The organism is Amycolatopsis thailandensis, from assembly GCF_042723255.1.
Lineage (GTDB): Bacteria > Actinomycetota > Actinomycetes > Mycobacteriales > Pseudonocardiaceae > Amycolatopsis > Amycolatopsis thailandensis.
Genome location: NZ_JBHXJK010000016.1, coordinates 69,843 through 95,314, shown reverse-complemented (window position 1 = coordinate 95,314; position 25,472 = coordinate 69,843). Strand labels below are relative to the sequence as shown.

Here is a 25,472-nt window from a genome sequence, read left to right as displayed (position 1 = left end):
CGGGGCCCGGTGCCCGCCGAGCGCTACACGCCCGGGCCGCTGCCCGCCCCCTAGGCGGCGCCGCGGGCCCGGCCCTTTTCCCCCAGCCCGCGGGGCGCCGCTATCACAGGCGCCCCCGCGCGTCCGTCACCCAGTCCCGCACGACGTCGCCGAGCACGGGCAGCGGCACCTGCCCGTTCCGCAGCACGACGTCGTGGAAGTCGCGGATGTCGAAGGCCTCGCCCAGGCGCTCCTCCGCGAAGGCACGCAACCGCTGGATCTCCAGCCTGCCCGTCATGTACGACAGCGCCTGGCCGGGCCATTCGATGTATCGGTCGGTCTCGGACGTCACCTCGACGTCGCTGAGCACGCAATGCTCGGTGAGGTAGTCGACGCACTGCTGCCTGGTCCAGCCCAGCGCGTGCAGCCCGGTGTCGACGACGAGCCGTGCCGCGCGTAGCGAGTCCTCGGCGACCATGCCCAGTCGCATCACGTCGTCGGAGTACAGCCCCATTTCGTCGGCGAGCCGTTCGGTGTAGAGCGCCCAGCCCTCGTCGAACGCCGAGAGCGGGACGAGCTTGCGCAGTTGCGGCACTCCTTCAAGCTCGAAGGACACGCAAGCCTGGAAGTGGTGTCCTGGAACGGCTTCGTGGAAGGCGACGGACTCCGCGATGAACCGGAACCGCTCGGTCACCCGGTAGGCGTTGGTGGAGTAGACGCCCGGACGGCTGCCGTCGGCCGAGGGCGGCATGTAGTACGCCTGAGCCGCGGACGGACCGTCCGCCTCCGGCACGGCGCGGACGACGCATTCGGCGGACGGCACCCGGCGGAACCAGCCGGGCGCGGCGGCCGTGGCCCGCGCGACCGCCTCCGTCGCGGTGGTGATCATCTCGTCCGCGTCCCGCCAGCGCAGCGACGGATCGGTCCGCATCCGGCGCCGGACCTCGACGGGATCGTCCTCGCCGAAGACGGCGGCGCCGAGCCTCCGGTACTCCTCGTCCAGCGCCCGTCCGATCGCGAGGCCCGTCTCGTGCAGTTCCTCCGCGGAGACCCCGGTGGTGGTGTGCGTCTTGAGCAGCCCCGCGTAGGTCTCCTTGCCGCCCTCCAGCCAGCAGAGCCCGGGCCGGTCGTCGGGACGGCCGTGCCCGGCGATCTCGCGGGCGAGCATGTCTCGATAGGCGGCGAGCGCCGGCCGCACCTTCTCGACGAACAACCGGTCCCGGCGCGCCCCGCGGTCACCGGTCAGGGCCGGGACGAGCAGCGAGTTGGGCTCGGCCGCCAGGAACCGGTCGACGTACTCGACGGCGCTGCGCACCGCACGTTCCACCGGCGTCCGGCCGGCCTCGATCCCGGCGCGGTGCCGATCCGCCAGCGCCCCGAAGAAGTCCGGGAACGCCGCCAATCTCGTCAGATGATCCTCCTCCGCCTGCTCTCCCGACGGTTCCAGCTGCGGAAGCCAGGACAGCACCCCGACACCCTCGGCCACCATGGGATCGGCGAGGGTGAACTCGCTCTGGCGGGCGTCCAGCCTGGCCAGGAGCGATTCCGAGTGATAGGCGACGACGCCGAGCGTGATCCGGTCCGGATCGGTGGACCGGGCGGCGAGTCCGGCGATCCGGACGGCCTGCTCCCTCAGGCGGGCGTCACCGGCTTCGGAGACGTCCCGTAACTCGTGATCGTGCCCGGGAATGTTGTCGAAGGTCGCCATCAAAGGCATTTCGGTCGCGAGGAGGTCGAGGAGTTCATCCGCCAACTCCCCAGCTGTCGGCTCATTACTCATATCCGACACCTACCAGACCGGATCCGTTTCCCGCTGGCGTTTTCCCGTTATCCGACCAGGCCGACCACCCGTTCGGTGGGTCCGGTGTACGCGCTCGACGGCCGGATGAGACTGTTGTCCGCCAGTTGCTCGGCGATGTGCGCCGTCCAGCCGGTGATCCGTGCGGCGACGAAGATCGGCGTGAACACCGGGGTGTCGAAGCCGATCAGGTGGTACGCCGGGCCCGCCGGGTAGTCCAGGTTCGGGTGCAACCCCTTCGCGTCGTACATCGCGCGGGCCAGCGCCTCGTAGAGGTCGAGCAGGTGGTGGCCGTCGCGTAGTTCCGCGATCTCTTGCAGGGCACGGCGCATGGTCGGGACACGGGAGTCGCCCTTCTTGTAGACGCGGTGCCCGAAGCCCATGATCTTGCGTTTCCCTGACAGCGCCGCGGTGAGCCAGGCTTCGGCGTTGTCCGCGGTGCCGATCTCCTGGAACGTCGCCATGACGGCTTCGTTGGCCCCGCCGTGCAGTGGCCCCTTGAGCGCGCCGATGGCCGCGGTGACGGCGCTGTAGAGATCCGACAGTGTGGAGGTGACGACTCGCGAGGTGAACGTCGAGGCGTTGAAGCTGTGCTCGGCGTAGAGGACCAGCGAAGTTTCGAAGGCCCGGACGATCACGGGTTCGGGGACCTCGCCGAGGGTCATGTACAGGAAGTTCTCCGCGTAGCCGAGGTCGTCGCGCGGGGCGAGCGGGAGCAGGCCATGCCTGCGCCGCTGGGTCAGCGCGACGACGGCGGGAAGCGCGGCGAACAGCCGGAGTGCCTTGGCACGGTTGGCTTCCGGGCCGTTGTCGTCCTCGTGCGGGTCGTGCGCGCCCAGGACGCTCACCGCGGTGCGCAGGGTGTCCATCGGATGCGCGGTCTCCGGCAACGACAGCAGGGTCAGCACAAGGTCGCGCGGCAGGGCGCGGTGCGCCCGCTCGGCCTCGTTCTGGGCCGCCAGCTGGGACGGCGTCGGCAGTTCGCCGTACCAGAGCAGGTACGCGACCTCTTCGAAGCGGCACTTCCCGGCCAGCTCCTGGACGGGGTAGCCGCGGTAGGTCAAGGAGTTGGTGTCGGGATTGACCATCGACACCCCCGTGGTGTCGACGACGACCCCGGCGAGTCCTTTGTGGATGCTGGTCATGGTTTCCCCTCAGATGCGGAAGGTGAAGACGTTCTCGTCGAACGTGCTGTAGGACTCGTAGTCGAGTAGGTCGTAGAGGTCGCGCCGATGCTGCATGCTGTCGAGCAGGCCCGTTTGCGTGCCGTGTTCGGCGATCGCGTTCAGCCCGGTTTCCGCGGCGTGCATGGCCAGGCGCAACAGGGTGACCGGGTAGATGACGACGTTCACCCCGAGGGACTCCAGCGTCTTCACGTCCAGCAGCTCGCTCTTCCCGAACTCGGTCATGTTGGCCAGGATCGGGACGTCGACGGCGGCGCGCAGCCGTTCGAAGTCGGCGGGATCCCGCATCGCCTCGGGGAAGATGAGGTCGGCACCCGCGCCGGCGTAGGCCTTGGCACGTTCTACGGCGTCGTCGATGCCGTGGACGGCGGCCGCGTCGGTGCGGGCGGCGATGACGAAGTCCGGATCGCGGCGGGCTGCGACGGCGGCGGTGATCCGCCGGACCGCGACGTCGCGGTCGACGACGTCCTTGCCGTCGAGATGCCCGCATCGCTTGGGATTCACCTGGTCCTCCAGGTGCATTCCGGCGACACCGGCGTCCTCCAGTACCTGCACGGTGCGGGCGGCGTTCATCGGCTCGCCGAACCCGGTGTCGGCGTCGACCAGCGCGGGCAGCGCGGTGACCCGGGCGATTTGCTGGGATCGTCCGGCGACCTCGGTGAGCGTGGTCAGTCCGATGTCGGGCAGTCCGAGGTCCGCCGAAAGGACGGCGCCGGAGATGTAGACACCCTCGAAGCCACGGCGCTCGATCAGTTTGGCGCTCAATGGATTGAAGGCGCCGGGAAACCGTTGAAGCATCCCGGAATTCAGTCCGGCGCGGAAGGCGCTCCGCTTCTGCGCGGCGGAGGGAGCGGCGTGCAGCATCAGAAGATCCCCTTGCTCTTCGGCGCGGCGTCGAGTCCGGCCGGGAGCGCGATCCCGGCGACCTCGGCCGCGTCCAGTTCCGCGAGCCGGGTGACCGTGTCGAGGAACCGGTCTTGGTCGGCGGTGGCGATCACCCCGTCGGCGAGCGTACGGAACTTGGCGATGTACTGCTCGCGGGCGAACGGTCGCGCCCCGGCCGGGTGAGCGTCCGCGACGGCGATCTCGTCGGACAGTACGGTGCCGTCGGCCAGCGTGATCTCGACTCGGCCGCCGAATGCCGGCTCGGGCGCGTGATAGCGGCGAGTCCACTCGGGATCCTCGACGGTGGCGACCTTCCGCCAGAGCCCGACCGTGTCCGGCCGGGTCGCGCGTGCCCTGTCGTAGGACCGTTCGTGGTGCCAGGCGCCGTCTTGCAGGGCGACCGCGAAGATGTACGGGATCGAGTGGTCGAGCGTTTCCCGGCTGGCCCGCGGATCGTACTTCTGCGGATCTCCGGAACCGGAGCCGATCACGTGATGCGTGTGATGACTGGTGTGGATGAGGATCCGCTCGATCTCGCCGGAATCGCCGATCCTCGGGCCGAGCCGTCGTGCGAGGTCGATCAGCGCCTGGCTCTGGTACTCGGCCGAGTGTTCCTTGGTGTAAGTGTCCAGAATGGACTGCTTCGGCTCGCCGGGTGCCGGCAGCGGCACCGTGTACTCGGCGCCGGGCCCGCTCAGCAGCCACGCGATGAAACCGTCCTCACCTTCGTAGATCGGGCTCGGCGCGCCTTCACCACGCATCACCCTGTCGACGGCCTCGATCGCGGCCTTGCCCGCGAACGCCGGGGCGTACGCCTTCCAGGAAGAGATCTCGCCCTTCCGGGACTGGCGGGTCGTCGTCGTGGTGTGCAGTGCCTGCCCGATGGCCTGGTGGACGGTTTCCGTGTCGAGGCCCAGGAGCGCGCCGAGACCGCCCGCGACCGACGGGCCGAGGTGGGCGATGTGGTCGATCTTGTGCTCGTGCAGGCAGATCCCGCGGACGAGGTTCACCTGGAGCTCGTACCCGGCGACGATCCCGCGCAGCAGGTCCGCGCCGGTGCGCCCGGTGTGCTGGGCGACCGCGAGGATCGGCGGGATGTTGTCGCCGGGATGCGAATAGTCAGCGGCGAGGAAGGTGTCGTGATAGTCCAGTTCCCGCACCGCGACTCCATTGGCCCAGGCCGCCCATTCCGGTGAATACCGTCCTTCGACGCCGAAGACCGCCGCTCCCGGCTTACCGGCATGGGCCAGCGCCTGGTCGCGGGCGGAGCCGACCGGACGCCGGGTCAGCGACGCGGCGGCCACGGCGGCGTTGTCGATCACACGGTTGATCACCATGTCGGCGACCTCGGAGGTGACCGGAACGTCGTCGGTGGCGACGGCGGCGAGCTTCCACGCGAGCTGGCCCTCGCGGGAAAGCGACTCGGCGGAGCGGTGGGTGCGGACGGTGTGGTCGATCATGGTTCCCCTCGGTTGTGAACCTCGTGGCGCTCTGCCTCTGAGCGTGGCAGCTTCAGGAAGTCCTTGCCACCACTCGACCCTGTGAAGCTTTGTGAACGTTCGCGCCCTCCTTGTCAATGTTGTTACAGTCCGCTTGTGGAGAAGATGTACGCGGGCGCTCGCCTGCGCCAGCTGCGCGAAGACCGGTCCATGACCCAATCCGAGCTGGCCAGACTGCTGGAGATCTCGCCGAGCTATGTCAACCAGCTCGAACACAACGGCCGGCCGCTCACCCTGCCGGTGCTGCTCAAGCTCACCGAGACCTTCGGCGTCGACACGGAGTTCTTCGCCGCCCGCGACACCGCACGGCTGATCGCCGACGTACGCGAAGTGTTCGACGACAACACCGTCAGCGGTGCGATCTCCGCCGGCGAGGTCGACGCGCTGACCACCACGCTGCCCGAGGTGGCGCGGACTCTCGTCGCGCTGCATCGCCGTTACCGGGAGGCGGTGGAGAACGTCGCCACCCTGGTGACCGAGCAAGGACTGGACCGCTCGACGGCGCAGCAGCCGCACGAGGAGATCCGCGACTGGTTCTACCTGCGCCGCAACCATGTCGCCGAACTCGACGCCCCAGCCGAGAAGCTCGCCGCGGAACTGCGGCTCCACCCGGGCGAGGTCCGAAGTGGACTGGCGACCGGCCTGCTGGAGCGCCACGGCGTCAAGGTCACCGCCGAATCCCTCGGCCCCGACCAGCACCACTTCGACCCACGCCGCAAAACCCTGCGGCTCTCCCCCGCGCTGCGCCCCGGCCAGGCCGCGTTCCGGCTCGCGTCGGAACTGGCGCTGTTGGAAGCGGGCGAGGTGATCGACCGGCTCGTCGAAGACGGGAAGTTCAGCGGCGACACCGCGAGGCGGCTCGCGCGGATCGGCCTGGCCAACTACTTCGCGGGCGCTGTCGTGCTGCCGTACCGCGTGTTCCTCGGCGCGGCGGAGCGGTATCGCTACGACATCACCCGGCTGTCCGACCACTTCGGCGTCGGTTTCGAGACGGTCTGCCATCGGCTGTCCACTTTGCAGCGTCCGGGAACACGCGGCGTGCCGTTCTCGTTCGTCCGGGTCGATCGTGCGGGCAACATCTCGAAACGCCAGTCCGCCACCGGTTTCCACTTCTCCCGTGTCGGCGGCTCGTGTCCACTGTGGATCGTCTACGAGGCTTTCGGGTCACCGGGCCGGATCCTCACCCAGATCGCCGAACTCCCGGACGGCAAAAAGTACTTCTGGCTCGCCCGCACCGTCTCCCGCGCCGCGGGCGGGCACGGTGACCCCGGCAAGACGTTCGCGATCGGGCTCGGATGCGAACTCCGGCACGCCAAGCGGCTCGTCTACTCCGACGGCCTCGCGCTCGGCACCGGCGCGGCCGTCACCCCGATCGGGATGGGCTGCAAGGTCTGCGAGCGGCCCGCCTGCCCACAGCGCGCCTTCCCGGCGATCGGGAAGCCGATGCGGGTCGACGAGCATTCGTCCAGTCTGCTGCCGTATCCACCGCTCGGCTGAGGCCTACGCCACAACCTCGACATAGTCGGACTTCCTACTTTATGGTGTCCACAGGTCTGCGGTGCAGGGAAGCCGGTGAGAATCCGGCGCGGTCCCGCCACTGTGACCGGGGAGCGGCGCTCCCGCAGAGAAGGCCACTGGCGCGAGCCGGGAAGGCCGGAGCCGCCGCGGATCCGGGAGCCAGGATACCGGCCGCAGATGTCCGTGTTCGTCCACGAGGATGGAGCTGAACGCATGCGGATTCTTCCTGCCTGCGCGAAAGTCGCCGACCCGCCACCACCCCGGCGGTAAGTCGTCGTACTCCCCTGCCCGGCCGCCGATCGCGGTCCCGGGCGGCTCCGTCCTGCGCACTTTCGGAAAGGGCATCCATGAGCACCGAACTCAGTCACTTCGTCGGCGGCAAGCCGGTACCGGGCACGTCCGGCCGGTTCGCCGACGTCTTCGACCCCAGCACCGGCGCCGTCCAGGCCCGGGTCCCGCTCGCCTCGGCCGCCGAGGTCTCCGATGTGGTCTCCGACGCGGCGCAGGCCCAGCTCGACTGGGCCCGCTGGAACCCGCAGAAGCGGGCCCGGGTGCTGATGAAATTCGTCGACCTCGTCCGCGCCGAAGAGGACTCCCTCGCCCGGTTGCTCGCCTCCGAGCACGGCAAGACCGTCCCCGACGCGCGCGGTGACATCCAGCGTGGTCTCGAAGTGGTCGAGTTCGCCATCGGCATCCCGCACCTGCTCAAAGGCGAATACAGCGACAGCGCGGGCACCGGCATCGACGTCTACTCGATGCGGCAGCCGCTCGGCGTGGTCGCCGGGATCACTCCGTTCAACTTCCCCGCGATGATCCCGCTGTGGAAGGCCGCCCCGGCGATCGCCTGCGGGAACGCCTTCGTGCTCAAGCCGTCCGAACGCGATCCGTCGGTCCCGCTGCGGCTGGCCGAGCTCTTCCTCGAAGCCGGTCTGCCGCCGGGTGTGTTCAACGTGGTCAACGGCGACAAGGAGGCCGTCGACGCGCTGCTGACCGATCCCCGCGTCGAAGCCGTCGGCTTCGTCGGCTCGTCGTCGATCGCCGAGTACATCTACACGACCGCCGCCGCGCACGGGAAACGCGCGCAGTGCTTCGGCGGCGCCAAGAACCACCTGATCGTGATGCCGGACGCCGACCTCGACCAGGTCGTCGACGCGCTGATCGGCGCCGGTTACGGCTCCGCCGGCGAACGCTGCATGGCGATCTCTGTCGCCGTCCCGGTCGGCGAGGCCACCGCCGACGCGCTGGCCGCCCGGCTGACCGAGCGGGTCAAGACATTGAAGGTCGGCGCCTCGCTCGACGAGACGGCCGACTTCGGGCCGCTGGTGACCGCCGAGGCCGTCCAGCGTGTCCGCGACTACATCGACGTCGGCGTCGCCGAAGGGGCGAAACTGCTCGTCGACGGCCGCGGGACCACTGTGGACGGTCACGAGAACGGCTTCTTCCTCGGCGGCTGCCTGTTCGACCACGTCACCGCTGACATGCGGATCTACCGCGAGGAGATCTTCGGTCCGGTCCTGTCGATCGTCCGCGCCGCCGACTACGAAGAGGCACTCCGGCTGCCCAGCGAGCACGAGTACGGCAACGGCGTCGCGATCTTCACCCGTGACGGTGACACCGCCCGCGACTTCACCTCGCGCGTGAACACCGGCATGGTCGGGGTCAACGTGCCTATCCCGGTGCCGATCGCCTACCACACCTTCGGCGGCTGGAAGCGCTCCGGCTTCGGCGATCTCAACCAGCACGGACCGGACTCGATCCGCTTCTACACCAAGACCAAGACAGTCACTTCGCGCTGGCCTTCCGGCACCAAGGAAGGCGCCAGCTTCGTCATCCCGACGATGAGCTGAGGCCACGATGAGACTGACCGACGAACAGCGCGCCCTGCGCGAGACCGCGGCGGAGTTCGCCGCGGAACACCTCGCCCCGCACGCGATCGAATGGGACCAGGCCAAGCATTTCCCGGTCGACGTCCTGCGCAAGGCCGCCCAGCTGGGCATGGGCGGCGTCTACCTGCCCGAAGAGCTCGGAGGCTCCGCTCTCGGACGGCTCGACGGCGTCCTCGTCTTCGAGGCACTCGCCACCGGCTGCCCGTCGCTGGCCGCGTACATCTCCATTCACAACATGGTCGCGACCATGATCGACAAGTTCGGTGACGACTCCCAGCGCCACCGATACCTGCCTCGCCTGTCCACTATGGACGCCCTCGGCAGCTACTGCCTGACCGAACCGGACGCGGGTTCCGACGCGGCCGCGCTCTCCACTCGTGCCCGCCGCGACGGCGACGAATACGTGCTCGACGGGGTCAAGCAGTTCATCTCCGGCGCGGGCACGTCGGACGTCCACGTCGTGCTCGCCCGCACCGGCGGCCCCGGCGCGCGCGGGATCTCGGCGTTCATCGTCGAACGGGACACGCCCGGCGTTTCCTTCGGTCCCAACGAAATCAAGATGGGCTGGAACGCCCAGCCCACCCGGCAGGTGATCTTCGAAGGCGCCCGAGTCCCGGCTTCCGCGCTCCTCGGTGGAGAGGGCTCCGGCTTCCGGGTCGCGATGTCCGCGTTGGACGGCGGCAGGCTCAACATCTCGGCCTGTTCCCTCGGCGGCGCCGAGGCCGCGCTCGGGATGGCCGTCCGGCATCTGTCGGAGCGTTCGGCGTTCGGCGAGAAGCTGTCCGAGAAGCAGGCGTTGCAGTTCCGGCTGGCCGACATGCGCACCGATCTCGAGGCCGCCCGCACCCTGCTCTGGCGGGCCGCGGACGCCCTCGACCACGGCGAGGACACCGCGACCCAGCTTTCGGCGATGGCCAAACGCTTCTGCACCGACACCGGGTTCGAAGTGGCCAACCAGGCGCTGCAACTGCACGGCGGTTACGGCTATCTCGCCGAGTACGGGCTGGAGAAGATCGTCCGCGACCTGCGGGTGCATCAGATCCTCGAAGGGACCAATGAAATCATGCGCGTGATCATCTCGCGCCGGATGCTGCAGGAGGCTTCGTGAACGACGTCGGATTCCTCGTCCACAGTGGAATCGGCCGGATCACGCTGAACCGGCCGCGGGCGCTGAACTCGCTGAACCACGACATGGTCCTCGCCATGCTCGACCACCTCGAAGCGTGGCGCTCCGACCCGGCGGTCCGCGCCGTGCTGATCGACGGCGCCGGCGACCGCGGGCTCTGCGCGGGCGGCGACATCCGCGCCATCTACGAAGACGCTCGCACCGGCGGCACCGCGTCGCTGAAGTTCTGGGCCGACGAGTACCGGTTGAACGCGCTGATCTCGCGCTACCCCAAGCCGTACCTCGCGCTCATGGACGGGCTCGTGATGGGTGGCGGGGTCGGCGTCTCCGCGCACGGCAGCCACCGGATCGTCACCGAACGTTCCCGCGTGGGCATGCCCGAGACCGGCATCGGCTTCGTCCCCGACGTCGGCGGCACGTACCTGCTGTCCCGGACGCCCGGTGAACTCGGCACGCATATCGCCCTCACCGCCGGATCGATCTCGGGTGCCGATGCGATCCACTGTGGACTCGCCGATCACTTCGTCTCCAGCGAGAAGATCCCGGACCTGCTCGACGCGCTCGCGTCCCGGACCCCGGACACCGCGCTGGAGCTGATCGCCGAACCCGCGCCGCCGAGCGCGCTGGCCGAGGACGCCGACTGGATCGACCGCTGCTACGCGGCCGACACCGTCGAGGAGATCCTGACCCGGCTCCACGCCGGTGGTGACGCGGCCGCCACCGCCGCCAAGGAGATCGAGGCGAAGTCGCCCACCTCGCTGAAGGTGACCCTGCGGGCGCTCCGCAGCGCCGCGGCGCTGCCCGACCTGGAAGCCGTGCTGGCGCAGGAGTTCCGGATCTCGACCCGCGCGCTCGCCTCCGCCGAGTTCGCCGAAGGCATCCGGGCGCAGATCATCGACAAGGACCGCTCCCCGAAGTGGTCCCCCGCCACTCTGTCCGAAGTAGACAAAGATCTGGTCGACGCCTACTTCGCCGATCTCGGCGACGCAGAGTGGGTGGCCCGATGACGATCGCCTTCCTCGGCCTGGGCAACATGGGTGGTCCGATGGCCGCCAACCTGGTCAAGTCCGGTGAGACCGTCCATGGCTACGATCCGGCTCCCGGCGCGCGTTCCGAGGGCGTGGCCAGGTTCGACAGCGCGAGCGCGGCCGTCGCGGCGGCGGACGTCGTCGTCACGATGCTGCCCAGCGGCAAGCACGTCCTCGACTGCTACCGGGAGATCCTGCCGTCCGCGCGGCCCGGGACGCTGTTCGTCGACTGCTCCACCATCGACGTCGCCGATGCCCGCCAAGCGGCCGAACTGGTGACCGCGGCCGGTCACCGCGCCGTCGACGCACCGGTGTCCGGCGGGGTGGTCGGCGCCGAAGCCGGGACTCTGACGTTCATGGTCGGCGGCGACTCGCAGGCTTTTGTCACCGCCGAACCGTTCCTGGCCATCATGGGCGCCCGGGCGATCCACTGTGGAGCTTCGGGCGCCGGTCAGGCGGCGAAGATCTGCAACAACATGATCCTCGGGGTCTCGATGATCGCCGTCTCGGAGGCGTTCGCCCTCGGCGAGGAACTCGGCCTCACCCATCAGGCGCTGTTCGACGTCGCCTCCACCGCGTCCGGCCAGTGCTGGGCGCTGACCACCAACTGCCCGGTGCCCGGCCCCGTCCCCACCAGCCCCGCCAACCGGGAGTACACCGGCGGGTTCGCCAGCGGCCTGATGCTGAAAGACCTGCGCCTGGCCGAATCCGCGGCCCGGGACAACGACGTCGCCACCCTGCTCGGCACGAGGGCCGCGGAACTCTACGCGGCGTTCGTCGAGCGGGACGGCCCCGGCCGGGACTTCTCCGCCATCGTCACCGCCGTCCGGGACGGCCTTCTCACCAAGGAAACCGCATGAGCGAGTACGAGACCATCACCGTCGAGCGCGCGGGCGACCGCGTCGCCCTGATCACCCTGAACCGGCCCAAGGCGCTCAACGCGCTGAACCTGCGGGTCATGCGCGAGGTCACCGAGGCCGCGGCCGGACTCGGCGAGGATCCCGAGGTCGGCGCGATCGTGCTCACCGGCTCCGCCAAGGCCTTCGCGGCGGGCGCGGACATCAAGGAGATGCAGCCGCAGTCGTTCAGCGACGTCTACGCGGCCGATTGGTTCGCGGGCTGGGACGCGCTTTCCCGGGTCCGTGTCCCGCTGATCGCCGCGGTCTCCGGATACGCCCTCGGCGGCGGCTGCGAACTGGCGATGATGTGCGACGTCCTGATCGCGGCCGAGAACGCCAAGTTCGGCCAGCCGGAGATCACCCTCGGCGTCATCCCCGGCATGGGCGGCTCCCAGCGGCTGACCCGCGCGATCGGCAAGGCCAAGGCGATGGACCTGTGCCTCACCGGCCGCATGATCGACGCCGCCGAAGCCGAACGGTCGGGACTCGTCTCCCGCGTCGTCCCCACGGAGAGCCTGCTCGACGACGCCCTGGCTGTCGCGGGGAAGATCGCGAGCATGTCGCGTCCCGCCGCGATGATGGTCAAGGAGGCCGTGAACCAGGCCTTCGAATCCGGGCTCGCCGACGGCCTCCGCTTCGAACGGCGCCTGTTCCACGGCACCTTCGCCACCCAGGACCAGAAGGAAGGGATGGCCGCGTTCACCGAGAAACGCGAGCCGAAGTTCCTTCACTCCTGACCGGTGATCGACCGATAGAGCGGTCGCAGCAGGGCGGTCACCGATTTTCCGTCCACTGTGGACTTCAGTGACGGGACCTCGTCGAGCAGTCCCAGCGGGTCCCCGGCCGGCGGTCGTCGCGTGTTCGTGACGTCCCCGGCCGGGCCCCAGCCGAAGAAGTCGTCCATGACCTCGTCCAGGCCGGGCGTCTCGTCCTCGGCCGAGGGGGCCGTCACGCGGGCGCCCGCCTGCCGTCCGATCTCTTCGAGCAGCGTCGCACGTTCGCGCCCACGGAGGGCGAAGATGGCGAACGGGTCCGGCTCTTCCGCGAGCGCTATCAGCCCGGCGACGAGGTGATCGCACGGGACCCGGGTGCCCGGGCAGGTGCAGTCCAGCGACAGCTCCCAGCCCGTCTCGGGAAACAACGGCACCTGCTCCGCGGCGAAGAACCGTTCGACGTCGTCCGGGACCTGGCCGTCGAGCAGCGCCGTCGTGGTGGCCCCGTCCGCGACCACCGCGGCGATGACCGCCGTCCACACCTGCTTGCCGAACGTCGGCAGGCCGATACGGACGTCGTAGAAGCGCTGCCGCGTCACGCGGACGCGGGCGACGGCCGCACCGGGCGCGATCGTGAGCGTGTCGACCCGGCAGGGCGGGATCAGTCCTTTGTGGACGCCGAGGTCGTCGAGCGCCCGGCGGAATCCGTCAGTCACCGGCCGCCTCCCGTCCCAGCGCGAAGACCTCGCGCAGCGACGCGGTCGACAGCTCGGTCAGCCAGTCCTCCCCGTCGGTGACGACGAGATCGGCCAGCGCCTCCTTCTTCGTGATGACGGCGTCGATCCGTTCCTCGATGGTTCCCGGGCAGACGAACTTCCTCACCTGGACACTGTTCCGCTGGCCGATGCGGAACGCCCGGTCGGTGGCCTGTTCCTCGACCGCCGGATTCCACCACCGGTCGAGATGCAGCACGTGGGTGGCCGCGGTGAGGGTCAGTCCCGCTCCCCCGGTCTTCAGCGACGCGAGCAGGATCGACGGGCCCTCGCCCGATTGGAAGTGCTCGACGATCGAATCACGTCGACGCTGCGACAATCCGCCGTGCAGGAAGGCGATCTTCACGTTCAGCCTGCTCGAAAGGTGCGGCACCAGCAGGTGCCCGAACTCGGCGAACTGGGTGAAGCACAGCGCGCGATCGCCCGAGTCCAGGATCTCCGCCAGGAGTTCTTCGAGCCGGTTGACCTTGCCGGAGCGGGCGCCGATCGGCGAACCGTCGTGCAGCAGATGAGCGGGATGGTTGCAGATCTGCTTGAGCTTGGTGATCGCGGCGAGGATGTTGCCGCGCCGCTTGACCCCGGCGCTGTCGGCGATCTTGGTCATCATCTCGTCGACTGTCGCGCGATACAGCGTCACCTGCTCGCGGGTGAGACGGTATTCCTGGAGGATCTCGATCTTCTCGGGCAGGTCGGCGAGCACGGTGGGATCGGTTTTGAGGCGCCGCAACAGGAACGGCCGGGTCAGCCGCCGCAGCTCGGTCGCCGAGGCGAGGTCGCCAAGGCGCTCGATGGGAACCTCGAACCGCTCGCGGAACTCCTGCCTGCCGCCGAGGACGCCGGGGTTGAGCAGATCCGAAAGCGACCACAGGTCGGCGAGCCGGTTTTCCACCGGTGTCCCGGTGAGCGCGACCCGGTGACCAGCGGGGATCCGGCGCAAAGCCTGCGCCGGGCCGGTGTTCTGGTTCTTGACCGCCTGCGCCTCGTCGAGCACGAGCCGGTGCCAGCGGATGCCCGCGAGCTCGTCCGCGTCACGCGCGGCGGTCGAGTAGGTGGTGACGACGAGATCCGCGCCCTCGACGCGCACGTGACCACGATCGGCACCGTGATGGACGCGCACGCGCAGGTCCGGCGCGAATTTGGCCGCCTCGCGCTGCCAGGTCCCGAGCAGCGACATCGGACAGACGAGCAGCGTCGGACCGACGGCGTCTTGTGCCCGCTCGGTCGCTTCGAGAGCGAGCAGCTGGACGGTCTTGCCCAGCCCCATGTCGTCGGCGAGGCAGGCGCCGAGCCCGATCGACGTCATGAACGAGAGCCAGGCGACGCCGCGACTCTGATAGGGCCGCAGGGTCGCCAGGAAAGTCGGCGGTGGCTCGACCGGCTCGATGGTGCGCTGGACCCGTCCGGCCAGGAAGTCGTCGATCCAGCCGTCGGTCGTGATCTCGGTGACCGGCAGCGGCGCTTCGAAGCCGCCGCGCAGCAGGGCCAGCAGATCGGCGGGGGTGGGTAGCGGCGGTTTCTCGCGGTCCGGGTCGCGGCGCAGGTACTCGAGACCGGCACGCAGCAGGTCGGGATCCACGCTCACCCACCGGCCGCGCAGCCGCACCAGCGACGACTTCGCCTCGGCGAGCCCGGCGAGTTCCTCGTCGGTCAGAGCGTCCTCTCCGACCGCGAGCGACCAGCGGTAGGAGGCGAGCTGGTGGCGGCCGAGCCGGTGCACGGCGGCCTGGTCGACGGGCGCGCCGCGGACGGACAGCTTGAGCGCGAGCTTCCGCCTGCCACCCCAGCTCGCCGGGAGCTGGACGTCGAAGCCGGCCGCGACCAGCTGTTCCGCGCCGCCGTCGAGGAATTCCACGGTCTCGGCGACGGTGAGGTCGTAGGTGCCCGGCTTCGGGGCCTCGACCGCCGGCCCGAGCAGCGGCAGCACTCCCGCGGCCCGCTCCAGCTCCGCGGTGAACAGGCCTTCGGGATCGGTGAACTTCGCGCCCGCCTTGCCGGACCAGACGTCCTCGGCCGGGAGCAGGAGGCTGGGGTCGGCCGCGGAGCGCAGGAGGAAACGCAGCTGCCACTTGGTTCCGTCGCCGGTCTGGTCGTCCGGGTCGTCGGCCGGTCCGTACAACGTCGGGACCTCGTCGAGCCGGAGGCAGACGGTGCCCTCGCCGAGGTCGGTGTCGCCGACCTCGTCCCACGCGGCGATGCCTTCGGCGACGATCCCCATACGTCCCGGCGCCTGGCTGATCCGGTCGTCGGCGCTCTTCAGCGCGTGGAGCCAGGACCCGAACGGCCCTTCGCGCCCGTCGCTTTCGGTCGCGTGACCGGCGGCGGCCAGTCGCTCGCGGACGGCGGCGTCGACCAGCGTGTGGAGCGCGTCGGTCACGAGCGCCGCCGGATCCGGTCCGGGGTGTTCGGCCCGGCCGACCGGCGGGGTGGCCGCGATCAGCGCCCGGAGCCTGACCGCGTCGCCGCCCCGGGCCACCGGCCGCCAGCGCGCCCGCGCCAAGATCTCGTTCCGCACCAGGGTGGGGAGCACCCGGCCGCGGCGCACCAGGTCGTCCGCCAGCCGGACGACGGCGCGGAGATGACGGACGGAAGTTCCGTAGCTGACGGTGTCGGCCAGGTCGCCCAGCTCGGAAGGGTCGATCAAAAGCGCGGGTACCGACCAGGGTTCCAGCGTGAGTTCCGTCTGCGGACGGCCGCGCGAGCCGAGCTCGGGTGAGGCGACCGGACCGCCGCGCCGCGACGGCAACAGCAGGACAGCCGACGCGGGCTTCCCGGGGTGCAGCGTGGTGAGGTCCACGACCGACGCGGCGAACGGATGCGGCCGGGCCGCGCTCGACGGCCGCATCGACGTCGTCGCCGGGCGGTCGCCGTGTTCACCCCACAGCACGATCCCGCGGCCCCGGGACCACAGGCCGTGCACGACGAGTGGCGACATGATCCCCCTTTCCGCGGTCTGGTCCCTCCAGCATGCCCGGGACCGGTCAGCGTCCGATCAGCGAGGGTCACACCATCGTGTAGCTAGGCGGCGATCCCCGGCTCTTCTAGCCTGATGAGCTAGTCCCCACACGGAAGCGATCACTCGATGACCGACGGAGAAGCACGCGCCGGCGTGCTGTCCAAACGCGCGCTCGTGATCGCCTCACACGCCGTGGAAAGAGCCGCGCTCGCCGAGGGCACGGACGAGAACATGGTCGTTCTCGCGCTCTTCCAGCGCCTGCCCTACTTCGAGCGGGAACGCGAGGTCTATGCCAGGATCGCCCGGCGCGCCGCCGTGACCGTCGTCGGCATGGTCGACTCCGGCCGCCCGGACCTGCCGCACGGCGTGACCCCGGTACTGCTGCGCGCCGAGGAGAACCTCGCCCGCGAATGGTCGGTCGCGGTGCTGACCCCGACCTTCGGCGGTTCGGTCGTCGCCCAGGATCTCGACGACGTCGACCCGTCGGCGACGTCGGTCGAAGCCGCACGGCGTTTCCAGGGCCGCTGGGGTTTCCGCCGCGACGAGGCCTACGCCGAGGTCGTCCGGCTGCGCGACGCGCTCGGCGATCGTCTTCCGCCCACCGCGCGGATCAAGATCGACGAGGTCCTGAAGAGTGTGACGACCCCCGCGGCGGCGCCGGTGGAGAACCGCGCGGAAGCGGCTTTGCGCCATCTCGCCGGGAGGCTGGAGCGGCGGGCGCCGTCGAAGCCGGAGGAACCGGCCCTCGCGACCGATCCCGACACCGGATTGGCGACCATGGCCGGGATCTCGGGCTGGCTGGGCGCGTCGACCGACACCGTCCCGCTCGGCCTGATCCTGATCACCGTCGACGACCTCGACGAGGTCGGGCGGCGCCACGGCAACCGGGTCAAGATGCACACCGAACAGAACATCGCCGATCTGATCCGCGAGGACCTCCGCCCGCTCGACCGCGCGGTCCGGCTCGGCAACGCCGAATTCCTGCTCGTCCAGCCCGCGCTGGAATCGGCCGATCTGACCGAACGCAGCCTGCGCCTGGAACGGCGGCTCGGCGCGCTCCACACCACCTACCCGTTCGTCGACCTGCATCCGCGGACGACGACCATGCTCACCCGGAAGCGGCCGCTGCCCGTGAATTCCCTGCGCGCGCAGCTGAAGCAGGTGCCGACAGCGGTGCTGTGGCCGCCCAGCCACGGCATGCTCCCGACACCGAACGGCAACGGTTCGCCCTGGTTCCACTGATACGGTCTCACCGGTGAAAACCGTCCTGGACGCGATAGATCCGCGCGAGGCTTTGACGATCCTCGGCCCCTCGAAGGCCAAGATCCGAGGCGGCGACGCGTCCGACTCCGGCGCTGTCTGGCCGGAACCGATGCTTCGCGCACGAGCCGAAGTCCTGGCGCGATCCAAGGTCGACAACGGCGGACTGCGGCCCGCCTGGCTCCGCTACAGCGGCAACTTCTACCGGAACGTCGGCAGCGAACTGGGCGAGGCCGCCGGAAGCGGGCGGCTGCTGATCCTCAGCGGCGGCTACGGAATCCTGCGCGCCGACGAGCCGATCCCCTACTACGACCGGAAGCTGAGGCTCAGCGACTGGCCGACCGGCGTCCTCGAAGACGCCGTCATCGACGAGGCCCGGCGGATCGGCGCGACGAAGGTGGTCACCTTCGTGTCCGCGAGCGCCGATTACGCGAAGCTGGCCCGGCGGATTCCCTGGGGTTCCACGGAAATCGAAGGCGTGCTGGTGACGATCGACTTCCACGGGGGCGGCGCGCAAGTCGAGGTACCCCGGCGGCTGGCCCAGGCCTTCGGCGCGTGGTGGCGCCGCTCACCCTCGGACTACCCGCCGGGCATGGTCGTCGAGGTACTTGACTGATCCCGCCTCCGCGTTCACGGCCAGCGCGCCTCGGAAAGTGTGAGCGCGGCACGGAGGAACGCCTTGCGGTCAGCGGCGGGGAGCTGTCCGAGCAGACGTTCCTCCTGCTCCTGGATCTGCGCTTGAGCCGACCTCCGCGCAGCACGGCCGTCGTCGGTGATCCCCAGCAGCCGGACCCGGCGATCTTTCGGGTCCGGCTCGCGCGTGATCAGGCCGTCTTCCTGGAGCGTGTCGAGGGTGCCGATGATCCGGGTCTTGTCCGCGCCGATCGCCTTGGCGAGCGCGGCCTGAGTGCGAACGGGACCGTCGTCGAGGGCGCTGAGCACCACGTAGCCCCACATCGTCAACCCGTGCTCCGCCAGCACCGGCGTCTCGGCGTTCATCAGCCTGCGCATCAGCCCACCGAGCATCGCCGCGAGATCCGGCCTCCCTTGCTCCGCCATGCGCAGACCATACCGACCGAAGTCACGGAATCGGTTGACGAACTCGTACGCATATGTAGATGATATGCGTATGCCTATCGATGAACTTCGCTTCCTCGACGCCATCGTGACCCGGACGAGCCTCGACCTCGTCGCCAAGATCACTCCGGCGGACCTGACCAAACCGACCCCGTGCAGCGCCTGGACCCTGCACGGCCTGCTGGCACACATGACCACCCAGCACCACGGCTTCGCCGCCGCGGCCGACGGCGAGAGCGACCTCGACAACTGGCGACTTCTCCCGCTGGGCGACGATCCCGTCGAGACCTATCGCACCTCGGTCAACCGGGTGCTGAACGCCTTCGTCCCCCATGACCTCGCCGACCGGAAGTTCGCGCTTCCCGAGTTCTCCACCGAAGTCACCTTCACCGCGGAGCAGGCCCTCGGTTTCCATTTCGTGGACTACCTGGTGCACTCCTGGGACGTCGCCAAGACCCTCGGCCTGCCGGTGAAGTTCGACCAGGAGGTGCTCGACGCGGGACTGAAGTTCGCCGAGGCGATCCCGGACGGGCGGAACCGGACGGCGCCGGGCGCCGCTTTCGGCCCGGCCGTCGCCGCGACAGGACCGTCCGATCTGGACACGATCGTCGCCCTGCTCGGCCGCTCACCCTCGTGGCCGGACGTCACGCCTCAGGCTTGACCGGTACCAGCTCGACGGAGTGTTCAGCGACGGTCGATGAGCATCTCGATGCCGTCCAGGATGCGACCGAGACCGAACTCTATGTCGGCGTCCTCGATGCCTTCTTCGCTGTACGCCTCGCCGGAGACCACGGCTGCAACGCGTGCATAGCCGCGCCCCTGAAGATGTGGCCCCAAGAACCCGCTCAGCGCCCGGACCTGCTCGGGCGGGCTCGCGTTCACGTCCCGCAGCAGGGAAGCGGTGCTGCGCACCCACCCGTCGACCAGGACGGCGCAGCCCATCACGTCCTGGGTTCCCAGACCTGAGCCGGACATCCCCTCCAGGAAGTTCTCCAGCCACCCCAGAAGATTCGGCGTACTCGGCGCGCGGCGCACCGGCAAGTCGATCAGCCACGGATGGCGGCGGCTGCGTTCCAGGAGCGCCCGGGCCCAGGCGGTGACCGCGGCGCGCCAGTCGCCGGACGACGGTTCCGGCGGCGGGCCCCACGCCGCTTCGGCGACGAGGACGAGCAGTTCCTCTTTGGAGCTCAGGTAGCGGTAGAGCGCGTTCGCGGTGATACCGAGACGTTTGGCGATCGACGGCATGGACAGTGCCGCGTAACCCTCCGCGTCGGCCTGTGCGATGGCCGCGTCGACGATCTGGTCGAGGCTGTACCCCGGCTTCGGCCCGCGCCTCGGCGCCGGGGTACGCCCCCAGGCCAGCGCGGTGCCCGGCGGCAGCAACTCGATCTCGGCGTCGTCCATCCGGGCATTGTTGCATCCAAAACAGGTAAAGGCATACACTGTTCATGGCATACACAGTTAGTCGACGAACCGGGGGATCGACCATGACCGAACCGAACAGGCGGAACGTGCTTCGTGGGGCCGCCGCGCTGGCCATCGGCGGAGTCGCCGCGACCTACGGGAGCACCGGGTCCGCCGTCGCCGCCCAGCCTCTTTCACCCGCCGCGGCGAAGGAGCGCTTCCCTTTCATCGAGGGAGCTTTCGCACCGGTGAAGGAGGAGGTGACCGCGTTCGGACTGCCGGTCACGGGCCGGATTCCGAAGGACCTCTGCGGGCGGTACCTGCGCACCGGGCCGAACGTCCTCGGACTCGAAGACCCGCGCGCTCACCACTGGATGATCGGCGAGGGGATGGTGCACGGCGTCCGGCTGCGTGATGGGAAGGCCGAGTGGTACCGCAACCGATGGGTGCGTTCGTCCGGTGTCGCCGCGAAGCTGGGCGAGCGATACCCGTGGCCGGTGCCCGCCGAAGACTTCGCGCCGAACACGCATGTGATCAGCCACCACGGCCGCATTCTCACCTTGCAGGAGTCCGGCGCGCCGCCGTACGAGCTCGACGGCGAACTGAACACGTTGGGGCCGTTCGATTTCGGCGGCTCGCTGGAGGGCTCCTACACCGCGCACACCAAGTTCGACGCCCACGCCGACGAACTGCACGCGGTGACCTATCACCCGACCTGGGACCACGTGCGGCATCTGCTGGTCGACCGGACCGGCCGCGTGGTGCGGACCACCCGGATCCCGGTCACCGACAGCCCGATGATGCACGACTTCGGGCTCACCGAGAACTACGTGGTCGTCTTCGACGTACCGGTCACGTTCGACCCGCGGCCGGGCAAGGTCGTGCCCTACAAGTGGAACACCGAACACCCGGCCAGGGTGGGCGTGATGAAACGCGACGGCGGTCCGGTCCGCTGGTTCGGGGTGGATCCCGTGTTCTACTCGCACACGCTCAACGCCTACGAACAGGGCGACACGGTGGTGGTCGACCTGACCACGATGCCGGCGCCGTTCGAGGTGGCGGGCAAGCAGGGCTTCGGCGGCCCGTCGGCGTCGGGCCCTCCGGTGCTGGAGCGCTGGACGATCGATCTCGCGCGGGGACGCGTGCGGCGCCGTGTCCTCGACGACCGGCCGCAGGAGTTCCCGCGGGTCAACGAAAGCCTGGTGTCGCGGCGGCACCGGTACGGCTACTCGGCCTCGCCAGGCGAGCTGTTCGACGTCTACCTGGACAGGCCCGCCAATTCCTTCGGCAACGCGTTGATCAAGCACGACCTGCGGAGTGGACGCTCGGAAGTCCACCGCTTCGGCCGAGGTGCCGACGCGAGCGAAGCCGTCTTCGTGCCATCGGCTCGGAGCAAGGCGGAGGACGACGGCTACGCCCTCGCTTACGTGAACAACCCTGACCGCGGCGCTTCGGATCTGGTGATCCTCTCGGCGCAGGACTTCACCGCGAAACCGTTGGCCCGCATCCACCTGCCGAGGCCGGTGCCCTTGGGCTTCCACGGCAGCTGGGTCGCCGACTGAGTGCCAGGGCGGTCGCCGGGTGCCCGGCGACCGCCCTTTGGTTCACACCCCGGTGAGCACCTCCTCCAGTGCGGCGCCGGTGTCCGGATATCGCTCCAGCAGCGCCAATCCGGTCGGTGCGGCACTCCCCCACGGTTCGTCGCAGCCCAGCAGGCCGGCCACGGCGTCACAAGCCGCCGGATGCGCCGCCAGCAACGCCAAGCCGCCGCCCCCGGCCTTCCTGGTCACCGCGAGCGGTTCCGGCCGGGCCTTCCAGGGCGGGACCCATTCGTCGAGCGCCGCGAGCCGTCCGGGGAAGATCCGCCCGGCTTCACGCACGATCAACGGCACCAGCTCGGCGCCCCTCGACCGGAGTGTGGTGATCAACGTCGGCAGCCAGGGCAGCAGCAGCCTGTCCGGGAGCTCGGCGAAGGCGTTCGACATCGCCTCGACCACGAAGTCGGCCAGCCCGGGCGCGGGTTCCAGCGCGTGGACGAACCCGCTGAGGTAGCGCGGATAAGCGGACAGCACCATCGGGTTGGCCAAGAGCTCGGCGCACCGCTCACGCAGCTCCGCACGCGAGAGGGTTCCGAGCTGGACCTGTGCCGCCCACAGCAGCGCCACCTTCGACGGCTCCTGTGGATGCGATCCGGCGATCGACAACTCCAGCTGGGTCCGGTCGCAGCCCAGCGACAAGGCCAGCGCCTCCATGCTGAACAGGAAGCCGAGCATCGCGGCGACCTGTTCGACACCGGCCTCCTCGTCGGCGAACGCCGCCGGAAGCAGGGTGCAGTAGTGCGCGTACCCCGTCCTGACGAAGTCCTCGATCCACTTCGGCAGCACCGGCTCGCTGGTCCGGTAGTGCGCCAGCAGCCTCCGCACCCGCCGCAGCACTTCCGGCGCGCCGTCGACGGTGCGTTCGGTGGCCAGCACCTCCAGGGCACGCGTGCCCAGCTCCCCCGCCAGCCGGGCGCTGCGCAGGTAGAGCGTCGCGTCCTCGACAGCGCCGAGCACCTTCGCCGCGGTGGCCTGCGGGTGATAGGCAGCGCGCCGAAGCCGTTGTTCCAGCACCTGTTCGATGCTGACGCCCTCGTAACCCAGCTCGATCAGGGCTCGCTGATGGGTGCCCAGCGCCAGATCCCACGACTCCTGGATCGGCCGTTCACCGAGCCGCCGCTCCCCCATGATCGGCCGTGCCGCGCCGTGCGGCATCAGGTACCTCAGCATCCACAGCAGGTCGGAGCACGGCTCCAGCTCCGGCCGCGAGGCGATGTCGAGCAGCGCCCGCTGCACACCGCGTTGCTGCAGCTTGAGGTTCAGCGGCTCCAGCCTGTCGTGCACGTCGCGCGCCAGCGGCGGCAACGCGTCGTAGCCGACCTGGCCGATCCGGTCGCCGCCCATCATGATCTCGACGAGTCGGCGCACGTCGCGCCTGCCGGGCACGACGTCCTTCTCGATGCAGGTGACCGCCGCGTCCTGGAAGTCGTACGGCGTCGGCTTGGCCCTGTCCCGCAGGCCCGCAAGCAGGATCGAGGTCTCGAACACCGCGATGGCGTCGGCCGTCGAAGACAGGTAGCCGTTGCGGCGGGCTGCCCGCACGATCTCGACCGACCAGCCCAGCAACTCAGCTTCGTCCAGCCTGTCGAGGACCGGAGGCCGTTGCAGGAAGCCCGAAAGCTGATCCGATGCGACGGGATCCGTCGTGGGCGCGGGCAGCTCCGCGGCTTTCTTCCGCTTCGGCCCGCCCACCTGTCCTTCCAGCTGGAACTGCTTCACCTTGGTGCGCTTGAGGTTCTTCGCCCATTCGGTCGCGGCGATCGACACCGATCCCCCGGCGAGACCGAACTGAGCTTCGATCGACGCGTGACTCGACGGGATCAGCCCGTACTGCCAGGTGCTCCCGCTGCGCGGGCTGATCACGAACCCGTCCGTACCCTCGACACCGAACTCCGCGACCCGGCTGGCCGCGTGGAAGGCGCCGCAGATGTAGAGGCAGTCCGCCGGATCCGCGCCCGACGCGGCGAGATGCTCGCGCATGCGGGTCCACATGTAGCGCTCGCGGTCTTCGTCCACCCGTACGCGGCGGGTGTCCCCGGGCGCGAGCCGGCGGAACAGGCTGCCGATGAGGAACATGACCTGGCGGTAGGTGTCGTGGTCGCTGTCGCCGAGCGGCAGCTCGACGTACTGGTGCCACCACTCCGACCAGTGCCGCACCCGCCCGTGCCGCAGCAGGTGTTCCTCGAGTTCGGCGAATCGGGGCCGCAGGTCGCCGATCTCCACACCCACCGCGTCGCCGTGCAGCGCGGCCTCCTCTTCCGCGGGCGGCGCGTCCGGATCGGGCGACGGCTCACGCTCGTCCCATTGGAAGACGTGATCCGCCGACCGGTCGACGAGGACGAGTTCGACGCCCCGGGTGTCGAGGGCGTACGCGATCGCCTGGTACTCCGCCGAAGCCTCGGTGATCGGCGCGACCACCGACAGCGGTGCCCACTCGGCGGGGAATCCCTTCACGTCGGTCGCGAAGGCCTGAACCGCCACGGGAAGGCGGCAGTTACGCAGCTCGGTCAGCAGCGGTGCCATGTCCTCGCACAGTTCGAGGTACACCACCTTCGGCTGCTTCTCACGCAGCCGCCGCGCCATCGCCACGGCCGAAGCCGGGGAATGGTGGCAGACCGGGAAGATCTCCAAGGGCTCCCGTACCGCGCGGTCGACGTCGTCGACGAGCCCGAGCAGGATGCCCTCCAGAGCGCCGGGCCCGTCGGCGAAGGCGGCCGCGGCCTCCTGCAACTGGCCGCGTAACGCCTCGAAGGCGCCGCTCACGAGAGGGTGGCGATCGTGTCGCGGCCGCCGTCGAGGAACTCCGGCCAGTCCCCGCCCTCGTCCTTGCTGCGCGGCTCGACGACGCCGTGCAGGTACTTGTTGAGGATCGCCAGGTCCTCCGGCTCACGCCGGGCGAGCGAGCCGACGAGCGAGGACGCGAGCGTGCGGGCGGTCAGCGCGCGTTCCCCGAAGAAGTTGCTGTGCAGGACCGCGTCTTCGAGCACGCCGATCTGTTCGGCGGTGGACAGCGCGGACTCCAGCTTCTCGTCGTCGCTGCCCGCGGCCGCCGCCGCGGCGCGCAGATCGCCGAAGCTGCGCAACAGCACGTCGAGCAGTGTCGGCGGCACGTCCAGCTCGATCTGGTGACGGCGCAGGAGCTCCTCGGTGCGGAAGCGGACGATCTCCGCCTCGCTCTTCTTGTTCGTCACCACGGGGATGCGGACGAAGTTGAACCGGCGCTTGAGCGCGGAGGACAGGTCGTTGACGCCGCGGTCGCGGCTGTTGGCGGTGGCGATCACGGAGAAACCCGGCTTGGCGAAGACGATGCCGTCGCTGTCCAGTTCCGGCACCGAGATGTACTTCTCGGAAAGGATCGAGATCAGCGCGTCCTGGACGTCGCTGGTGGACCGGGTCAGCTCCTCGAAGCGGCCGATCGAACCCGCCTCCATCGCCGTCATGATCGGCGACGGGATCATGGACTCGCGGGACTGCCCCTTGGCGATCACCATGGAGACGTTCCACGAGTACTTGATGTGGTCTTCGGTGGTGCCGGCGGTTCCCTGCACGACGAGCGTGGAGTTACGGGAGATCGCCGCGGCCAGCAGTTCGGCGAGCCAGCTCTTGCCGGTACCGGGGTCGCCGATCAGCAGCAGGCCGCGGTCGGAGGCGAGCGTGACGATGGCTCGCTCGACGATGCTCCGGTCACCGAACCACTTCTGCGAGATTTCGCGGTCGAGGCCGTCGGCTCGCTCGGAACCGAGGACGAACAGACGGATCATCTTCGGGGACAGCCGCCACGCGAACGGTTTGGGGCTGTCGTCGACCGACTCCAGCCAGTCCAGCTCTTCGGCGTACTTGAGTTCGGCGGGGGCGCGCAGGACGTCGGACATTTCGTGCCTTTCGGGGAGGT

20 protein-coding genes and 1 riboswitch are annotated in these 25,472 nt (G+C 69.6%); of the genes, 10 read left to right on the top strand and 10 right to left on the bottom strand.

The features are described 5' to 3' along the window. Positions 1–103: 103 nt before the first annotated feature. The 4 genes from ACFWMR_RS09210 to ACFWMR_RS09195 are packed head-to-tail and all read right to left on the bottom strand — an operon-like array spanning position 104 to position 5,306. On the bottom strand, positions 104–1,759 hold the full coding sequence (locus ACFWMR_RS09210; RefSeq protein WP_378378040.1) for a DUF885 domain-containing protein: 1,656 nt from the start codon (positions 1,757–1,759) through the stop codon (positions 104–106). Positions 1,760–1,806: 47 nt separating this feature from the next. Next, the gene (locus ACFWMR_RS09205) at positions 1,807–2,922 is read right to left on the bottom strand and encodes a bifunctional 2-methylcitrate synthase/citrate synthase (RefSeq protein ID WP_378378039.1); all 1,116 of its coding nucleotides are present in this window, start codon (positions 2,920–2,922) and stop codon (positions 1,807–1,809) included. A 9-nt stretch (positions 2,923–2,931) separates the two neighbouring features. Next, positions 2,932–3,825 (bottom strand): methylisocitrate lyase, encoded by an 894-nt coding sequence (prpB, locus tag ACFWMR_RS09200; RefSeq protein ID WP_378378038.1) that lies wholly within the window; start codon positions 3,823–3,825, stop codon positions 2,932–2,934. After that, positions 3,825–5,306, bottom strand: a complete 1,482-nt coding sequence (locus ACFWMR_RS09195) for an MmgE/PrpD family protein (protein WP_378378037.1) — start codon at positions 5,304–5,306, stop codon at positions 3,825–3,827. The genes prpB and ACFWMR_RS09195 overlap by 1 nt, the downstream gene beginning before the upstream one ends. Before the next feature lie 135 nt (positions 5,307–5,441). Between ACFWMR_RS09195 and ACFWMR_RS09190 the strand changes: the two genes are divergently transcribed. From ACFWMR_RS09190 to ACFWMR_RS09165, 6 genes are all read left to right on the top strand, one after another. Beyond that, positions 5,442–6,842 carry a short-chain fatty acyl-CoA regulator family protein gene (locus tag ACFWMR_RS09190; protein WP_093933810.1) on the top strand — a complete coding sequence of 467 codons (1,401 nt, stop codon included), beginning with the start codon at positions 5,442–5,444 and terminating at the stop codon, positions 6,840–6,842. Between the two features lie 25 nt (positions 6,843–6,867). Then, positions 6,868–7,053: riboswitch (cobalamin riboswitch) on the top strand. A gap of 157 nt (positions 7,054–7,210) precedes the next feature. Next, positions 7,211–8,710 (top strand): CoA-acylating methylmalonate-semialdehyde dehydrogenase, encoded by a 1,500-nt coding sequence (locus tag ACFWMR_RS09185; RefSeq protein ID WP_093933811.1) that lies wholly within the window; start codon positions 7,211–7,213, stop codon positions 8,708–8,710. A 7-nt stretch (positions 8,711–8,717) separates the two neighbouring features. Further along, a complete protein-coding gene (locus ACFWMR_RS09180; RefSeq protein WP_378378036.1) occupies positions 8,718–9,857 on the top strand; it encodes an acyl-CoA dehydrogenase family protein in 1,140 nt (379 codons plus the stop codon). Then, positions 9,854–10,882, top strand: coding sequence for an enoyl-CoA hydratase/isomerase family protein (locus tag ACFWMR_RS09175; protein ID WP_378378035.1), 1,029 nt, complete (start codon positions 9,854–9,856; stop codon positions 10,880–10,882). The genes ACFWMR_RS09180 and ACFWMR_RS09175 overlap by 4 nt, the downstream gene beginning before the upstream one ends. Further along, positions 10,879–11,763, top strand: coding sequence for a 3-hydroxyisobutyrate dehydrogenase (mmsB, locus tag ACFWMR_RS09170; RefSeq protein WP_378378034.1), 885 nt, complete (start codon positions 10,879–10,881; stop codon positions 11,761–11,763). The genes ACFWMR_RS09175 and mmsB overlap by 4 nt, the downstream gene beginning before the upstream one ends. Next, the gene (locus tag ACFWMR_RS09165; protein ID WP_378378033.1) at positions 11,760–12,539 is read left to right on the top strand and encodes an enoyl-CoA hydratase; all 780 of its coding nucleotides are present in this window, start codon (positions 11,760–11,762) and stop codon (positions 12,537–12,539) included. The genes mmsB and ACFWMR_RS09165 overlap by 4 nt, the downstream gene beginning before the upstream one ends. Here ACFWMR_RS09165 and ACFWMR_RS09160 read toward each other — a convergent pair. Beyond that, a complete protein-coding gene (locus tag ACFWMR_RS09160; protein WP_378378032.1) occupies positions 12,530–13,231 on the bottom strand; it encodes an SWIM zinc finger family protein in 702 nt (233 codons plus the stop codon). The genes ACFWMR_RS09165 and ACFWMR_RS09160 overlap by 10 nt on opposite strands. Continuing rightward, complete coding sequence (locus ACFWMR_RS09155; protein ID WP_378378031.1) at positions 13,224–16,220, bottom strand: DEAD/DEAH box helicase; 2,997 nt, start codon at positions 16,218–16,220, stop codon at positions 13,224–13,226. The genes ACFWMR_RS09160 and ACFWMR_RS09155 overlap by 8 nt, the downstream gene beginning before the upstream one ends. A gap of 147 nt (positions 16,221–16,367) precedes the next feature. Here ACFWMR_RS09155 and ACFWMR_RS09150 point away from each other — a divergent pair, with 147 nt between their 5' ends. Both ACFWMR_RS09150 and ACFWMR_RS09145 read left to right on the top strand, forming a co-directional pair. Next, positions 16,368–17,483 (top strand): DICT sensory domain-containing protein, encoded by a 1,116-nt coding sequence (locus tag ACFWMR_RS09150; protein ID WP_093933817.1) that lies wholly within the window; start codon positions 16,368–16,370, stop codon positions 17,481–17,483. Between the two features lie 13 nt (positions 17,484–17,496). After that, positions 17,497–18,117: a hypothetical protein gene (locus ACFWMR_RS09145; protein WP_378378030.1), complete on the top strand. Its 621-nt coding sequence runs from the start codon at positions 17,497–17,499 to the stop codon at positions 18,115–18,117. A gap of 14 nt (positions 18,118–18,131) precedes the next feature. Here ACFWMR_RS09145 and ACFWMR_RS09140 read toward each other — a convergent pair whose 3' ends face one another. Beyond that, the gene (locus ACFWMR_RS09140; RefSeq protein WP_005163007.1) at positions 18,132–18,560 is read right to left on the bottom strand and encodes a MarR family winged helix-turn-helix transcriptional regulator; all 429 of its coding nucleotides are present in this window, start codon (positions 18,558–18,560) and stop codon (positions 18,132–18,134) included. 70 nt (positions 18,561–18,630) lie between these two features. On the opposite strand from ACFWMR_RS09140, the gene ACFWMR_RS09135 reads away from it, so the two are divergent. Then, a complete protein-coding gene (locus ACFWMR_RS09135) occupies positions 18,631–19,239 on the top strand; it encodes a TIGR03086 family metal-binding protein (protein WP_378378029.1) in 609 nt (202 codons plus the stop codon). A gap of 23 nt (positions 19,240–19,262) precedes the next feature. Here the strand turns inward: ACFWMR_RS09135 and ACFWMR_RS09130 are convergent, their stop codons facing one another. After that, positions 19,263–19,982 (bottom strand): TetR/AcrR family transcriptional regulator, encoded by a 720-nt coding sequence (locus ACFWMR_RS09130; RefSeq protein WP_378378028.1) that lies wholly within the window; start codon positions 19,980–19,982, stop codon positions 19,263–19,265. A gap of 83 nt (positions 19,983–20,065) precedes the next feature. Between ACFWMR_RS09130 and ACFWMR_RS09125 the strand changes: the two genes are divergently transcribed. Further along, complete coding sequence (locus tag ACFWMR_RS09125; RefSeq protein WP_378378027.1) at positions 20,066–21,544, top strand: carotenoid oxygenase family protein; 1,479 nt, start codon at positions 20,066–20,068, stop codon at positions 21,542–21,544. A gap of 42 nt (positions 21,545–21,586) precedes the next feature. Here the strand turns inward: ACFWMR_RS09125 and ACFWMR_RS09120 are convergent, their stop codons facing one another. Both ACFWMR_RS09120 and ACFWMR_RS09115 read right to left on the bottom strand, forming a co-directional pair. After that, complete coding sequence (locus ACFWMR_RS09120; protein ID WP_378378026.1) at positions 21,587–24,343, bottom strand: hypothetical protein; 2,757 nt, start codon at positions 24,341–24,343, stop codon at positions 21,587–21,589. Next, positions 24,340–25,452, bottom strand: a complete 1,113-nt coding sequence (locus tag ACFWMR_RS09115; RefSeq protein ID WP_093933824.1) for an ATP-binding protein — start codon at positions 25,450–25,452, stop codon at positions 24,340–24,342. The genes ACFWMR_RS09120 and ACFWMR_RS09115 overlap by 4 nt, the downstream gene beginning before the upstream one ends. Between the last annotated feature and the right edge of the window lie 20 nt (positions 25,453–25,472).

Coding starts and splice junctions, on each gene's coding strand:
- ACFWMR_RS09115 (WP_093933824.1), bottom strand. CDS start 25,452: ATGTCCGACGTCCTGCGCGCCCCCGCCGAACTCAAGTACGCCGAAGAG.
- ACFWMR_RS09180 (WP_378378036.1), top strand. CDS start 8,718: ATGAGACTGACCGACGAACAGCGCGCCCTGCGCGAGACCGCGGCGGAG.
- ACFWMR_RS09205 (WP_378378039.1), bottom strand. CDS start 2,922: ATGACCAGCATCCACAAAGGACTCGCCGGGGTCGTCGTCGACACCACG.
- ACFWMR_RS09185 (WP_093933811.1), top strand. CDS start 7,211: ATGAGCACCGAACTCAGTCACTTCGTCGGCGGCAAGCCGGTACCGGGC.
- prpB (WP_378378038.1), bottom strand. CDS start 3,825: ATGCTGCACGCCGCTCCCTCCGCCGCGCAGAAGCGGAGCGCCTTCCGC.
- ACFWMR_RS09155 (WP_378378031.1), bottom strand. CDS start 16,220: ATGTCGCCACTCGTCGTGCACGGCCTGTGGTCCCGGGGCCGCGGGATC.
- ACFWMR_RS09130 (WP_378378028.1), bottom strand. CDS start 19,982: ATGGACGACGCCGAGATCGAGTTGCTGCCGCCGGGCACCGCGCTGGCC.
- ACFWMR_RS09165 (WP_378378033.1), top strand. CDS start 11,760: ATGAGCGAGTACGAGACCATCACCGTCGAGCGCGCGGGCGACCGCGTC.
- ACFWMR_RS09195 (WP_378378037.1), bottom strand. CDS start 5,306: ATGATCGACCACACCGTCCGCACCCACCGCTCCGCCGAGTCGCTTTCC.
- ACFWMR_RS09150 (WP_093933817.1), top strand. CDS start 16,368: ATGACCGACGGAGAAGCACGCGCCGGCGTGCTGTCCAAACGCGCGCTC.
- ACFWMR_RS09125 (WP_378378027.1), top strand. CDS start 20,066: ATGACCGAACCGAACAGGCGGAACGTGCTTCGTGGGGCCGCCGCGCTG.
- ACFWMR_RS09135 (WP_378378029.1), top strand. CDS start 18,631: ATGCCTATCGATGAACTTCGCTTCCTCGACGCCATCGTGACCCGGACG.
- ACFWMR_RS09140 (WP_005163007.1), bottom strand. CDS start 18,560: ATGGCGGAGCAAGGGAGGCCGGATCTCGCGGCGATGCTCGGTGGGCTG.
- ACFWMR_RS09210 (WP_378378040.1), bottom strand. CDS start 1,759: ATGAGTAATGAGCCGACAGCTGGGGAGTTGGCGGATGAACTCCTCGAC.
- mmsB (WP_378378034.1), top strand. CDS start 10,879: ATGACGATCGCCTTCCTCGGCCTGGGCAACATGGGTGGTCCGATGGCC.